The following is a 15340-nucleotide window of genomic DNA, read 5'->3' as shown; positions in this document are numbered from 1 at the left end:
GTCGGTGGTGGACAGCCCGGCGGCCGCCAGCGCCTGCCGGATCACCCGCTCCTGCGACGGCCCGTTCGGCGCGGTCAGGCCGCTGGAGGCGCCGTCCTGGTTGATCGCGGTGCCGCGGACCAGCGCCAGGATCCGGTGCCCGTTGCGCTCGGCGTCCGACAGCCGTTCCACCAGCAGCATGCCGGCGCCCTCACCCCAGCCCGTACCGTCGGCGCTCTCCGCGAACGACCGGCACCGCCCGTCCGGCGAGAGTGCGCGCTGGCGGGAGAACTCGAGGAATGGCGCGGGGCTCGCCATCAGCGTCGAACCGCCGGCCAGGGCCAGCGAGCACTCGCCGGTGCGCAGCGCCTGCACGGCCAGGTGCAGGGCGACCAGCGACGAGGAGCAGGCGGTGTCGAGGGTGACGGCGGGGCCCTCGAACCCGTACGTGTAGGAGACCCGCCCCGACGCCATGCTGGGCGCGCTCCCGTTGGCGATGAAGCCCTCGAACCCGTCCGGTGGTGCCTGCATCAGCCGTACGCCGTAGTCGTTGTACATGATGCCGACGAAGACGCCGGTACGGCTGCCGCGCAGTGTCGCCGGCACGATCGACGCGCTCTCCAGCGCCTCCCACGTCGTCTCCAGCAGCAGGCGCTGCTGCGGGTCGATGGTCAGCGCCTCCCGCGGTGAGATGCCGAAGAACGCGGCGTCGAACTCGGCGCCGCTGTGCAGGAAGCCGCCCTCCTTCGCGGTGGACTTGCGGGGCGCGTCGGGATCCGGGTCGTAGAGCCCGTTGACGTCCCATCCGCGGTCCACGGGGAACCCGGACACCGCGTCACGCCCCTCGGCCAGCAGCTCCCAGAACTCGTCCGGCCCGGTGACGCCGCCGGGGTACCGGCAGGCCATGCCGATCACCGCGATCGGCTCGCGGGCGGCCTGTTCCAGCTGGTCGAGGCGGCGGCGGGTGTCCCGCAGGTCGATGGTGGCGCGTTTGAGGTAGTCGAGCAGCCGGGCATCGTCGGGCATGGCAGACCTCCTGGTCAGGCGGGCGGGCAGGCGGTCACGCCGCGCCCAGCTCGTCGTCGAGCAACTGGAAGAGCTCCTCCGCGCCGGCGTCGCGGACGTCGCGGTCGTCGGCCGTACCGGCCGCCGTCCACCCGGTGTAGAGGGCACGGAGCCGCGCCACGATGTGCGCCCGGTCGTCGTCGCCGGGGTCCACGCCGGCGAGCTGTTCCTGCAGCGCGTCGAGGCTGGTATGCACCGCCCGGACGGCGTCGGCAGCGCTCGGCAGCAGCTCCTGTGACAGGTGACCGGCGAGCCCGGCGGGTGTCGGGTGGTCGAAGACCAGGGTGGCGGGCAGCTTCAGCCCGCTCGCCGCGCTCAGCCGGTTGCGCAGCTCCATCGCGGTCAGCGAGTCGAAGCCGAGGTCGAGGAAGCCGCGGACCGGGTCCAGGGCGGCGGCCGAATCGTGGCCGAGTACGGCGGCGGCGTGCTCGCGGACCATCTCGAGCACCACGCCGGACGCCTCCTGCGGGCTGAGCCCGGCGATCCGGGCCCGCAGCGTCGAGGCCGGGTCGTCGCCGCCCCGGACCGCGACCGGCACCAGGCCGCGCAGGATCGGCGGGAGGAGGCCGCCGCGGGCCGCCTCCCGCAGCCGGGCCATGTCCAGGCGGATCGGCAGCAGCACCGGCTCGGGCCGGGTGACGGCGGCGTCGAACAGCGCCAGTCCCTCGGCCGGGGTGAGCGGCAGCATCCCGGCGCGGCGGAAGCGGCGCAGCGTCGCGTCGTCCAGCTCGGCGGCCATGCCACCACCGGTCTCGTCCCACCAGCCCCACGCGAGCGAGCAGGCCGGGAGCCCGGCGGTGTGCCGCTGCTCAGCGAGCGCGTCGAGACCAGCGTTCGCCGCGCTGTAGTTCGCCTGTCCCGGCGCGCCGAGCACACCGGCGAACGAGGAGAACAGCACGAAGGCGGAGAGCGGCCGGTCGCGGGTCAGCTCGTCGAGGTGGCGGGCGCCGTCGAGCTTGCCGCGCAAGACGCCGCGCAGCCGCTCGGGGGTCATCCGCTCGATCGGCCCGTCGTCGACGGTGCCGGCCGCGTGGATGACCGCGGTGAGGTCGCCGAGGCCGTCGAGCAGGCGCGCGACGGCGTCCCGATCGCCGACGTCGCAGGCCGCGACGGTGACCTCGGCACCCAGGCCGGTGAGTTCGGCGCGCAGCCGTTCGGCGCCGGCGGCAGCGAGGCCGCGCCGGCTGGTCAGGACCAGCTTGCGCACGCCGTACGCACCGATCAGATGCCGCGCCAGCAGAGCGCCGAGCGCGCCGGTGCCCCCGGTGATCAGCGTCGTGCCGTCGCCGCCGAACGGTTCACCCCGCTCCCCGCTGTGCGGTGTGAGCCGCCGCAGCCGGGGCTGGACGATTTTGCCGTCGCGGACGGCCACGTGCTCCGCCCCGCTACTCAGACCGGCGGCGAGCTGCTCGGCCGTGGCCCGCTCCACCTCCACGAGCGCCAGCCGCCCGGGGTGCTCCTGCTGGGCCGAGCGCACCAGGGCCCGCACGGCCGCCTCCGCGACACCGGTGCCCGCGACGGCGAGCACGAGGGTCGCACGTTCCAGCGCACCGGCGGCCAGGAAGCTCTGCACCAGCGTGAGGGCCGCCGCCAGCCGGTCACCGGTGTCGCCGTGCGCCGGTGCGAGCGCGAGGATCCGGTCCGGGACGTCGCCGCCCGCGCGTACCGCGTCCACGAGCGCCACGAGGTCGGCGTGGACCGGTGCGGACATCGGCGGCAGCTCCATGCCGAGCACCGCCCAGCCGCCGGTGCCGGTGCCGGCCGGGATGTCGTCCGGCGCCCAGCCGAGGTCGTAGAGGTCGGTCGGCACGGACCGGGTGATGCCGTCCAGCACCGGAGCCCGCATCGTCACCGTCGCGATCTCGCCGATCGGCCGGCCCGCCGGGTCGGCGAGCCGGGTGCGGACCCCGTCGCCGGCGGCGGTGAAGCAGGCCCGCAGGCCCGCCGGGCCGGGACCGGGCAGCTGGGCGCCGGACCACACGAAGGGCACACCGTGCCGGCCGGCGAGCGCGCCGAGCCCGGCGGGCCGCAGCACCGCGTCCAGCAGCGCCGGGTGCACGCCGTACCCGTCCGCGCCCGCGTGCAGCTCGTCCGGCAGATGCGCCTCGACGTAGAGCTCGCCGGGCGTGCGCCAGGCGGCCCGCAGCCCGTCGAAGGCCGGCCCGTAGGCGAAGCCGCTGCCGGCCAGCCGGTCGTACAGCTCGTCCAGGTCGACCGGGACCGCACCGACCGGCGGCCACTGCGTCAGGTCCGCAAGGTCGCCGGCCGCGAGCGGCTCCGACAGCCGCCCGGTGGCGTGCCGGACCCAGTCCTGCTCCGGTGCTGCCTGCGCGAAGACGTCGACGGTGTGGTCGGGACGCACCACGCACTGCACACGCACGGCTGCGGTGTCCGGCAGCGCCAGCGGCACCTCCAGGGTCAGCTCCTCGACCCGCCCGGCACCGAGGTGCTCACCGGCGGCGCGGACCAGCTCCAGCAGGACCGTCCCGGCCACCACGGCCGTGCCGTTCACGCTGTGGTCGGCCAGCCACGGGTGGGCGGCCAGGCTCAGCGTGGCCGCGAAGACCACACCGTCGCCGGTGGCGAGCGGGACACCGGCGGAGAGCAGCGGATGACCGACCGGCTCCAGCCCGGCGGCGCCCAGGTCCGCGGCGGGCGGCGTGACCCGCAGCCAGAACCGGCGCCGCTGGAACGGATAGGTGGGCAGCTCCGCCGCGGGCGCGGCCGGCTGCATCCGGCTCCAGTCCACCGCGGCGCCCCGGCACCAGACGGCCGCCATCGCTTCGGTGAGCGCGACCAGTTCGGGCCGGTCCCGCCGCTGCAGCGGCACCGCCAGCGCGTCGTCGGGCAGGAACTGCGCCATGGCCGGTGTGAGCACCGCGTCCGGCCCGATCTCCAGCAGCGTCGCGGCTCCGGTCGCGGTGACCGCGCCGGCGAACCGCACCGGCCGCCGTACCTGCTCCACCCAGTAATCAGGATCGGTCAGATCGGCACCGGCGGCCACCGTGGAGAAGACCGGGATCAGCGGCTCGTGGAACGTGAGCGTCCGCAGCACCGCGCCGAACTCGGCCAGCATCGGCTCCATCAGCGGGGAGTGGAAGGCGTGGCTGACCCGCAGCCGGCGGGTCTTCACCCCGGCCGCGGCGGCCACCGCCAGCACCTCCTCCTCGACGCCGGAGAGCACCACGGACGCCGGGCCGTTGACCGCCGCCACCGAGACCCCCGGCGTCAGCAGGCCAAGCACGTCCGCCTCCGGCGCCTGTACGGCCACCATGGCGCCGCCCGGCGGCAGGGCCTGCATCAGCCGGCCACGGGTGGAGACCAGCACGGCGGCGTCGCGCAGCGACAGGATGCCGGCGAGGTGCGCCGCGGCGATCTCACCGATCGAGTGGCCGACGAGCGCGTCCGGGCGCACCCCGGCGTCCTCCAGCAGCCGGGCCATCGCCACCTGGACGGCGAAGAGACCGACCTGGGCGTAGCGGGTCCGGTCGAGGGTCTGCTCGTCGGCACCGAAGACGACGTCCAGCACCGGCAGATCGAGTTCGGTCGCGACGGCACGCAGGGCGGCGTCGAAGACCGGGAAGCGGTCGGCGAGCACCTTGCCCATGCCGAGGCGCTGCGAGCCCTGGCCGGAGAAGACCAGGGCGAGCCCGGCGGCGGGCGACACGATGCCGTCGCCGCCGGCCAGCCGGGCGAGGCCGGCCAGCAGCCGCTCACGGTCGTCACCCCAGGTCACCGCCCGGCGGTCCAGCACGGCACGCGAGGCGAGGGCGGCACCGATCGAGGCGTCCGGTGCGGCGTCAGGCCTTTTCGCGTACGCCGAAAGCCGCACCGCATGCTCCCGGAGCGCCGTGTCGCTCTTCGCCGACAGCGGCCAGATCACCGGCATCCCGGCGAACTCCTCCACCACCGTGACCGGCTGCTCGGGCGCCTCCTCCAGGATGACGTGGGCGTTCGTGCCGGAGATGCCGAACGACGACACCGCAGCCCGGCGGGCGGTACCCGAGCGCTCCCACGGTGTCGCCTCGGTGAGCAGCCGGACGTTGCCGGCGTCCCAGTCCACGTGTGACGACGGCCGGTCGACGTGCAGGGTGGCCGGCAGCAGACCGTGCCGCAGCGCCTGCACCATCTTGATCACGCCACCGACACCGGCGGCGGCCTGGGCGTGCCCGATGTTGGACTTCACCGATCCGAGGTGCAGGGGCCGGTCCCGGTCCCGGCCGTAGGTGGCGAGCAGCGCCCGCGCCTCGATCGGGTCGCCGAGCGTGGTGCCGGTGCCGTGCCCCTCCACCGCGTCGATGTCCGCGCCGGTCAGACCGGCCGCCTGCCACGCCTGCCGGATCACCCGCTGCTGTGCCGGTCCGCTCGGCGCGGTCAGCCCGTTCGAGGCGCCGTCCTGGTTGATCGCGGACCCGCGGACCACGGCGAGGACCCGGTGCCCGTTGCGGCGGGCGTCGCTGAGGCGTTCGACAGCGAGCATCCCGGCGCCCTCGGCCCAGCCGGCCCCGTCGGCCGCGTCCGCGTACGACTTGCACCGCCCGTCGCGGGCCATCCCCTTCTGCCGGCTGAACTCGACGAACGCCAGCGGGGTGGCCATCACCGCGACGCCGCCGGCCAGCGCGAACGTGCACTCCCCCGCGCGCAGTGCCTGGATCGCCAGGTGCAGGGCCACCAGCGACGAGGAACAGGCGGTGTCCACCGTGACGGCCGGCCCCTCCAGACCGAAGAGGTAGGAGATGCGCCCGGACAGCACGGCCGGTGCGACGCCGGTGATCACGTAACCGCGGACGCTGTCCGGTACCTCGCCCTGCTGGGTGCCGTACTCCAGCGACTGGCCGCCGACGAACACCCCGGTCCGGGTGCCCCGCATCGTCGCGGCGCTGATACCGGCGTGCTCGAAGGTTTCCCAGGCCAGCTCCAGCATCAGCCGCTGCTGCGGGTCCATCGCGGTGGCCTCGCGCGGTGACAGGCCGAAGAAGTCCGCGTCGAAGTCGCCCGCATCGTGCAGGAAGCCGCCCTCGCTGACGTAGCTCTTGGACGGGTCCGTGCCGAGCGGGTCGAACAGGCCGGCCAGGTCCCAGCCGCGGTCGGCGGGGAACGGGCCGACCGCGTCGAGGCCGACCGCGACCAGCTGCCACAGGTCCTCCGGCGAGCGGACCTGCCCCGGGTAGCGGCAGGCCATGCCGACGATCGCGATCGGTTCGCGGGCCGCCTCGGCGAGCTGGTCCCGCGCGGCGCGCAGCCGCTCGTTCTCCCGCAGGGAGGCGCGCAGCGCGGTGACGAGCTGCTCGGGTGATGTGGTCATGGGCTGTCCTCGCGTCTCGCCGCCCGCGGGCGGTTTCACCGGCTTCCGAGTTCGTTGTCGAGCAGGGCGAACAGCTCGTCGTCCGTCGCCGTGTCGAGGTCGCCGCGCTGCGGGGACCGCCAGGCGCGCACCAGGCGTTCCAGTCGCTCGATGACCTCGGCACCGACGCCCTCGGCGGGCGCGAGCCCTTCCAGGCGGTCCAGCTCGTCGAGCAGCGATACCGCGCGCTGTTCGGCGCGCGGCAGCAGGCGGGCGAGCAGCTCGTCGCTGAGCGCCGTCACGGTGGGGTGGTCGAACACCAGCGTTGCGGGCAGCTTCAGCCCGGTCGCGGCGGTCAGCCGGTTGCGCAGCTCCACCCCGGTCAGCGAGTCGAAGCCGAGCGTCTTGAAGGTCTGCGCGTCGGTGGCGGGACCGGCCGAGCCGTGCCCCAGGACCGCCGCCACGTGGGCCCGGACCAGCTCCAGCACCAGCCGGGGGCGGTCCGCCTCGGGCGTACGCTCCAGCTGCTCGCGCAGGGCGTTGCCGGCGCCGGGACCCGGTCCGGCGGCGCGCGGTGGCGCGGCGCGCAGCAGGCCGCGCAACAGCGGCGACAGCCGTGTGCGATCGGCGCCCGCGAGGTCGACGCCGGTGGCCACCAGCAGCGGCTCGGCGCTGCCGAGCACACCGTCGAAGATCGCCAGCCCCTCCTCGGTGGCCAGCGGCCGCAGTCCGGCGCGGCGCAGGCGCTGCACGTCACCGGCGCTCAGATGGCCGGTCATGCCGCTGCTCTCGGCCCACAGGCCCCACGCCACCGACACCGCCGCGAGCCCCTCGCGCCGCCGCCGGGCGGCCAGCGCGTCCAGGACGGCGTTCGCGGCCGCGTAGTTGGCCTGACCGGGTCCGCCGAGGGTGCCGGCGGCCGAGGAGCAGAGCACGAACGCGGACAGGTCCGCCTCGCGGGTGAGCTCGTCGAGGTGGGCGGCCGCGTCAGCCTTGGGATGGAACACCGCCCGCACCTGCTCCGGCGTCAGGTCGGCGACCAGGGCGTCGTCGAGGACACCGGCCGCGTGGATCACCGCGGTCAGCGGCGTGGGCGCCTGCGCCAGCAGCTTCGCCACGTCGTCGCGGTCGCCCACGTCGCAGGCGGCGACCACGACGTCCGCGCCGAGCCCGGTGAGCTCGTCGCGCAGCCGCGCGGCACCGGGCGCGTCGATGCCCCGCCGGCCGGCCAGCAGCAGATGCCGCACACCGTGGACGGTGACCAGGCGGCGCGCCATGGCGGCGCCGAGGGTGCCCAGCCCGCCGGTGACCAGGACCGTGCCGCCGGGGTCGAGCGGGGCCGGCACGGTCAGCACGACCTTGCCGACGTGCTGGGCCTGTGCCAGGCAGCGGAACGCGTCCGGTGCGTCGCGGATGTCGTACGCCGTGACCGGCAGCGGCCGCACCGCTCCCGAGCCCACCAGCCGCGACACCTCGGCGAGGATCTCACCGATCCGCTCCTCGGACGGTTCGGCCAGGTCGAACGCCCGGTACCGGGCGCCGCGGTGCTCGGCACGCACCACCTCGGGGTCGCGCGGGTCGGTCTTGCCCATCTCCACGAAGCGCCCCCGCGGAGCCAGCAGGCGCAGCGAGGCGTCGGTGAACTCACCGGCCAGGGAGTTCAGCACCACGTCGACACCCCGGCCGGCGGTGGCGTCGCGGAAGGCGGCCTCGAACTCCAGGGTCCGCGACGAGGCGATCCGGTCCCGCCGCACACCGGCGGCACGGACGGCGGGCCATTTCGGCTCGCTCGCCGTGCCGAAGACCTCCAGGCCCCAGTGGCGGGCCAGCGCGACCGCGGCGGTGCCCACGCCGCCGGCCGCCGCGTGCACGAGCACCGACTCGCCGTCCCGGACACCGGCCACGTCGGCCAGGGCGTAGTAGGCGGTCAGGAACGCCACCGGCAGGGCCGCCGCCTCGGCGAACGTCAGCCCGGCCGGGATCGGGGCCAGGGTCAGCTCGCCGGCCACCGCCAGCGGCCCGCTACCGGTGCGGAACAGGCCGGTGACCCGGTCCCCGGCGCGCCAGCGGGTCACACCGGGGCCGGTCTCGACCACCACGCCCGCACCCTCACCGCTGGCCATCCCGGCCACGTGCGGCACCATGCCGAGCGTCAGCAGGACCTGCCGGAAGTTCAGGCCGACCGCCCGGACCGCTATCCGGACCTCGCCGGCACCCAGCGGTGCCTCGGCCTCCGGGTTCGGCACCAGCTCCAGCCGATCCATCGTCTGGCGCCCGGCGAACTCCAGCCGCCAGGCGCCGTCCGCGGGCGGCGCCAGCAGACCGGTGCCGCCGGTCCTCTCCAGGGCCGGCACGCAGGCCTCGCCGCCGCGCAGCACGACGTGCGGCTCCCCGGCCGCCACCGCCGCGGCGACCAGGCCGGCCGATTCCGGGTCGGTCTCGACGAGCACCAACCGGTCGGGGTGCTCGGCCTGCGCCGACCGGATCACCCCGCGGATCGCGGCGGCGGCCGGCTCGTCACCGCCGCCGGTGACGAACACCAGCCGCGATCCGCCGAAGCGCTCCTCCGAGAGCCACTCCCGCAGTGTGGCGAGGGCGGCCACGGCGACCTCACCGGCAGGACCGGTGCGGATGCCGGTCAGCACGACAGGCGGGGTGCCGGGGACACCGGCGAGGGTGTCGTGGCGCTCGGACACCGGCACCGGGCCGGGTACCTCACCGGCCGCTGCCCAGGAACCGGTGCCGTCCGGCGGCTCCGGAAGCTCCCGGGGCTGCCACACCTGCCGGAACAGCGAATCCCGGGCACCGGCGCGCAGCTGGCGGGCGCTGACCGTCCGCAGGGTCAGGCCCCGGACCACGCCCAGCGGCGTGCCGTCGGCGGCGCCCAGGTCCAGGGTGAAGGTGTCCGGGCCGGCGGGCGCCAGGTGCAGGCGCAGGGCAGTCGCCCCGGCGGCGCTCAGCCGGACACCGGACCAGAGGAACGGCAGGCGCAGACCGGTCCCGCCGAGCAGGCCCAGCACGTGCAGGGCGGCGTCGAGCAGTGCCGGGTGCAGCAGACAGCCGGCGGCGGCGCCGTGCTCGGACTCGGGCAGGGCGACCTCGGCGTACCAGTCGTCGCCGGAGCGCCAGGCGGCGCGCAGGTTACGGAAGGCGGGGCCGTAGTCGTAGCCGAGGGCGGCGAGGTCGCTGTAGAGGTCGTCGGTCGGCACGCTGCGGGCGCCGGGGGGCGGCCAGGTGGCCGTACCGGTCCGCTGCGGTGCCGGGGTGGCGGCGAGCAGGCCGGTGGCGTGCTGCTGCCAGGGCAGGCTGTCGTCGCGCTCACCGGGGCCGGGTGCCGGGCGGGCGAAGCACTCGGCGGGGCGGGTGCCGTCCGCCGCGGCCGGGCCGATCCGCAGCTGGACCTGCAGCCCGGCCCGCTCAGGCAGGGTCATCGGCGCGAGCAGGGTGAGTTCCTCGACGGTGTCGCAGTCGACCTGGGCGCCGGCCGCGAGCATCATCTCGACGACGGCCGCGCCCGGGACGATGCGGCGGCCGGCGATCACGTGGTCGCCCAGCCAGCCCGGTGTGCCCGCGCTCAGCAGGCCGGTCACGATCACGTCCTCGCCGGCGGCCGGCGGCACCGCCGCGGCCAGCAGCGGATGGTCCATCGGGGTGACACCGAGAGCGCCGGCGTCGCGGGCGGCCCGGTCGCCCGCGTCGAGCCAGTAGCGCTCCCGCTCGAAGGCGTAGGTGGGCAGGACGACGGCGGCCGGGCCGGGAGCGGTCCAGCGGACGTCCAGCCCGGCGGCGTAGGCCTGGGCCAGCGAGGTGCGCAGCCGTCGTGGCCCGCCCTCGTCGCGCCGCAGGGTGCCGAGCACGACCGCGTCCCGCCCGGCTTCCGCGACCGTGTCCTGCACCGCCGCGACCAGCACCGGATGCGGGCTGACCTCGACGAACGCGTCGTACCCGCGGTCGAGCAGGGCGCGGGTCGCGGCCCGCAGATCCACCGTGGCCCGCAGGTTGCGGTACCAGTACGCCGCGTCCAGCGTGCCCGGATCGGCGGGTTCCCCGGTGACGGTGGAGCAGAACAGCACTTCCGCCCCCGCGCGCGGGGTCACCGCGAGTTCGGCCAGCAGCCGGTCCCGAATGCCCTCCACGTGCGCGGAGTGCGACGCGTAGTCGACCGGGATGATCCGCACCCGGTAGCCGTCCCGCTCCCCCGCCTCGCGCAGTTCCAGCAGCGCCGCCGGGTCGCCGGAGACCACCGTGGCGGCCGGGCCGTTGACGGCGGCCAGCGCCAGGCGTCCCGGCCACCGCTCGATCAGCTCCGCCACCCGCTCGGCGGGCAGCGCGACCGACGCCATGCCGCCCTGGCCGGCGATCTCCAGCAGGGCCCGGGACCGCAGCGCCACGACCTTCGCCGCGTCCGGGAGCGAGAGGGCGCCGGCTACGCAGGCCGCGGCGATCTCGCCCTGGCTGTGCCCGATCACCGCGGACGGTACGGCACCGTGCGAGCGCCACACCTCGGCGAGCGACACCATCACGGCGAACAGAACCGGCTGTACCCGGTCCACCCGGTCCATCCAGTCGTCGTCGCCGCGGAGCAGGTCACGCGGATCGGCGTCCAGGTACGGCGCGAGCGCCTCGGCGCAGTCGGCCATCCGGGCGGCGAACACCTCCGAGGTGCCGAGCAGCTCGACGGCCATCCGGGACCACTGCGAGCCCTGGCCGGGGAAGACGAAGGCGACCCGCCGGACCCGCGCCTGTCCCTCGGCGACATCCGGCGCGGGGGTTCCGCCGGCGACGGCGTCGAGGGCCGCCACGGCCTGCGGGCGGTCGGCCGCCACCACGACGGCGCGGTGCTCCCACGGCCGGCGGTTCGCCAGGGCCTGCGCCACGACGTCGAGGTCCGGTTCCGGCCCGCTGCCCAGCAGCTCGGCCAGGCGGCGGGCCTGCCCGCGCAGCGCACCCTCGGTACGCGCCGACAGCGCCAGCAGCCGGATGCCACCCTCCGGCACCGCGGGTGGTTCCGCGGCCGGTACGCCGGGAGCCTCCGCCAGCAGCACGTGGGCGTTGGTGCCGCTGATGCCGAACGACGACACCGCCGCCACCCGCGGCCGTCCGGGCACCGGCTCCCACGGCTGCGCCTCGCTCAGCAGCGTGACCGGGCCGGTCCAGTCCGCGTGCGGGGTCGGCTCGCCCACGTGCAGGGTTTGAGGCAAGCGAAGGTGCCGCAGCGCCTGCACCATCTTGATCACCCCGGCCACCCCCGCGGCGGCCTGGCTGTGCCCGATGTTCGACTTGACCGAGCCGAGCCACAGCGGCCGGGTGCGCCGCTCGCCGTAGGCCTCCGCGAGCGCCTGCACCTCGATCGGGTCACCGAGCCCGGTGCCGGTGCCGTGCGCCTCCACCGCGTCCACGTCGGCGGGGGTGAGCCGCGCGTCGGCCAGCGCCTGCCGGATCACCCGCTGCTGAGCCGCGCCGTTCGGTGCGGTCAGCCGGCTGCTGGCGCCGTCCTGATTGACCGCCGCGCCGCGGATCACGGCGAGCACCGGATGGCCGTGGCGCTGAGCGTCCTCGAGCCGTTCCAGCAGGAGCAGCCCGGCGCCCTCCGCCCAGCCGGTGCCGTCGGCGTGCGCGGAGAACGCCTTGCAGCGCCCGTCCGGCGACAGCGCGCGCTGGCGGCTGAACTCGACGAAGACGTTCGGCGACGCCATCACGGTCACGCCGCCGGCCAGGGCCGTCGAGCACTCGCCGCGGCGCAGCGCCTCGACGGCGAGGTGCACGGCCACCAGCGACGACGAGCACGCGGTGTCGAGCGTGACCGCCGGCCCCTCCAGCCCGAACGTGTACGCCACCCGGCCCGAGGCGACGCTGCCGGCGCTGCCCGTACCGAGGTAGCCCTCGACCTCCGGCGGCGCGGTGCGCACCCGGGCCGCGTAGTCGTTGTACATGACGCCGGCGTAGACCCCGGTCGCGGTGCCCCGCATCGCGTGCACCCCGATGCCGGAGCGCTCGAAGGCCTCCCAGGCCAGCTCCAGCAGGATCCGCTGCTGCGGGTCGACGGTCAGCGCCTCGCGGGGGCTGATGTCGAAGGCCGCGGCGTCGAAGCGGTCGGCGTCGTGCAGGAACCCGCCGGTACGCACGTAGCTGCGCCCGATCGCCTCCGGGTCGGGGTCGTAGAGCCGCTCGACGTCCCAGCCGCGGTTCGCCGGGAACGGCCCGATCGCGTCGGTGCCCTCGTCGAGCAGGCGCCACAGGCCCTCCGGGTCGTCCACCCCGCCCGGGTAGCGGCAGGACATCGCGACGATCGCCACGGGACCGCGCAGCTGCTGCATCTGCGTACGCGTCTGGTGCAGATCCGTGGTCACGCGCTTGAGGTAGTCGCGCAGCTTGTCCTCGTTGGACATGGAGCTTGCCTCCCGGTCGGTGCCGAAGTCAGGAGATGCCGAGCTCGTCGTCGATGAACGCGAAGAGCTCGTCGTCGGTCGAGGCGTCCGTGAGCGCCGTGGCGGGTGCCGGCGCGGTCAGCCGGTCGAGCAGGGCCCGCAGGCGGTGGGCCAGCCGGTCGCGGTCGCCGTCGCCGAGGTCCGCCAGGTTCGCCTCGATCCGGTCCAGGTCGGCGGTGTCCGGCGCGACGGGCGCGGCGAGCCGGGCGTGGATCGCCTCGGCCAGCCCCGCCGGTGTGGGGTTGTCGAAGAGCAGCGTCGCCGGCAGCCGCAGCCCGGTCGCCTCGCCGAGGCGGTTGCGCAGTTCCACGGCGGTCAGCGAGTCGAAGCCCATGTCCAGGAAGCCGCGGTCGGCCTTGACCGCGTGCCGGTCCGGCAGGCCGAGGATCGTGGCGCAGTGATCGCGGACCAGGTCACGGACGATGGCGCCGCGCTCCGCCTCGGGAGCGGCCGCCAGCCGCCTGGTCAGGTCCGCCGGTCCCCGGCGCCCGGTCACCGCCGGGGCCAGGTCGCGCAGCACCGGGGGCAGGCCGGGTCCGGCGACCGGCCGCAGCCGGGCCGTCACCACGGCGGCCGATCCGGACTGCCACGCCGCGTCGAACAGCGCCAGGCCGTCCTGTTCGGTGAGCGGCACCAGCGGTCCGGTGTCACGGCGCCGGGCCGCCGGTCCGGCGGTCATCCCGGCGTCCAGGTCCCACCAGCCCCACGCCATCGCGGTCGCCGGATGCCCCTGCGCGGCACGCCGCTGGGCGAGGGCGTCGAGGTAGGCGTTGGCGGCGGCGTAGCCCGCCTGCCCCGGGCTGCCGAGGACCCCGGCGACCGAGGAGAAGAGCAGCAGGGCGGGCCGGTTCCGGCCGCGGGTCAGCTCATCGAGGTACGCCGCGGCGTCCGCCTTGGCCCGCAGGACGGTGTCGACCCGCTCGGCGGTCAGGTTGCTGATCGTGGCATCGGCGAGGACACCGGCGGCGTGGACCACGAGGCTCAGGGCGGGTACACCGGCGAGCAGTGCGGCCAGCGCCGCACGGTCGGCGACGTCGCAGGCGGCGGTGGTGACCCGGGCGCCGAGGGCGGTCAGCTCCGCCATCTGCTCGGGGCCGGCACCGTGCCGGCTGACCAGCAGCAACTCGGTGGCTCCGTGCTCGGTGACCAGATGCCGGGCGAGCAGGCGGCCCAGCGCTCCCGTCGCGCCGGTGATCAGCACGGTGCCGTCCGGCAGCGGCGGGGCGGGTGGCGGGCTCGTGGTGATCCGGGTCAGGCGGGGCACGTGGGGGGTGCCGGCGCGCAGGGCCACCTGCGGCTCGCCCAGGCCGGCGACGGCGGCGAGGGCCGCCCGGGACGCCGTGCTGCCGTCGATGTCGGCGAGCAGGAACCGGTCCGGGTGTTCGGCCTGCGCGGAGCGGACGAGGCCCCAGACGGCGGCCAGGCCCGGGTCCGGGATCTCCCCGTCGAGTGCCACGGCGCCGCTGGTCACCACCATCAGCCTGCGGTCGGTGGTGTCGTCGGCGAGCCGGTCCTGCAGTGCCGTGAGAGTGCTCAGCACGGCCTCGCGGGTGCCGCCCGCGACCGTGAGCACGTCGGTCTCGGGAGCCGGGCCGCCGGGCAGCGTGGTGCGGGTCCAGGTGAGCTGATGCAGCACCGCCCGCCGGCGCAGGGCGACCGGCTCGCGGACCGTCAGCGCGCCGATCGAGAGCAGCGGGGCGCCGTGCTCGTCGGCGACGGTGACGGCCATCCGGCCGCTGTCGCCGGCGACCACGTGGGCGCGGGCCGCGGCGGCACCGGTGACGTGCAGCCGGACGCCGGAGAACGAGAACGGCACACGACCGTCCGGCGGGCCGTTGTGCACCGGCAGCTTCGCGAAGTGCAGGGCGCCGTCGAGCAGCGGCGGGAAGATTCCGTACCCTGCACCACCGGCGCCCGGCTCCAGGTCCGCCCACATCTCACCGCCGCGCCGCCGGGCCGCCCGGACCACCCGGTACGCCTCGCCGTACTCGAAACCGTGGGCGGCGAACCACGTGTACAGCTCGGCCACCGGCAGTTCCTCGGCGTCACCGTCAGGCGGCACCGGGCGCTGGGCGAACGGTTCGGTGGACAGGGTGCCCTCGGCGTGCGGCGTCCAGCTGTCGTCCCCGGGCTGCTGCGAGTGGATGCGCAGCGGGCGCAGGCCGTCGTCGCCGGCCGCACCGACGGTCACCTGGAGGGCGGCGTCGCCGTCGGCCGGCAGGACCAGCGGTGCCTGCAGGGTCAGCTCGGCGATCGTGTCGCAGCCGGCCGCCGTGGCGGCGAAGGCGGCGAGTTCGAGCATCGTGGAGCCGGGCACCAGGGGTGTGCCGTGGACAACGTGCTCGGCGAGCCACGGGTGGTGTGCGGCGGCGAGGCGGCCGGTGAGGACCAGGTCGCCGGTGCCGGCCACGCGGACCGCGGACCGCAGCAGCGGGTGGTCGACGGGCGTCTGCCCGATCGCGCCGGCGTCGGCGGCCGGTGCGGCCCGCAGCCAGTACCGCTGGCGCTCGAAGGGGTAGGTGGGCAGGTCAGCCGGCACGGCGGCGGGCTGGATCCGCTGCCAGTCGATCGGCACACCGGCGGT

The 15340-nt window shown here is 75.9% G+C and carries 3 protein-coding genes and 1 pseudogene; all 4 read right to left on the bottom strand.

Going from position 1 to position 15340, the window contains the following annotated elements:
- Positions 1-1005, bottom strand: a 1005-nt coding sequence (locus ACFQV6_RS43580; RefSeq protein ID WP_378033620.1) for a beta-ketoacyl synthase N-terminal-like domain-containing protein, incomplete at its 3' end; no start/stop codon positions are given.
- 34 nt (positions 1006-1039) lie between these two features.
- A pseudogene (locus tag ACFQV6_RS43575) lies at positions 1040-6340 on the bottom strand (SDR family NAD(P)-dependent oxidoreductase); the annotation flags it as partial.
- A 44-nt stretch (positions 6341-6384) separates the two neighbouring features.
- Positions 6385-12678 carry a type I polyketide synthase gene (locus ACFQV6_RS43570; RefSeq protein ID WP_378033621.1) on the bottom strand — a complete coding sequence of 2098 codons (6294 nt, stop codon included), beginning with the start codon at positions 12676-12678 and terminating at the stop codon, positions 6385-6387.
- Positions 12679-12745: 67 nt separating this feature from the next.
- On the bottom strand, positions 12746-15340 hold a 2595-nt coding region (locus tag ACFQV6_RS43565; protein ID WP_378033619.1), incomplete at its 5' end, for a type I polyketide synthase.

It is taken from the genome of Actinoplanes sp. GCM10030250, assembly GCF_042666575.1.
In the GTDB taxonomy this organism is placed as follows: Bacteria; Actinomycetota; Actinomycetes; order Mycobacteriales; family Micromonosporaceae; genus Actinoplanes.
The sequence above is the reverse complement of the archived record's forward strand: the minus strand, read 5'-3'. Positions and strand labels throughout refer to the sequence as shown.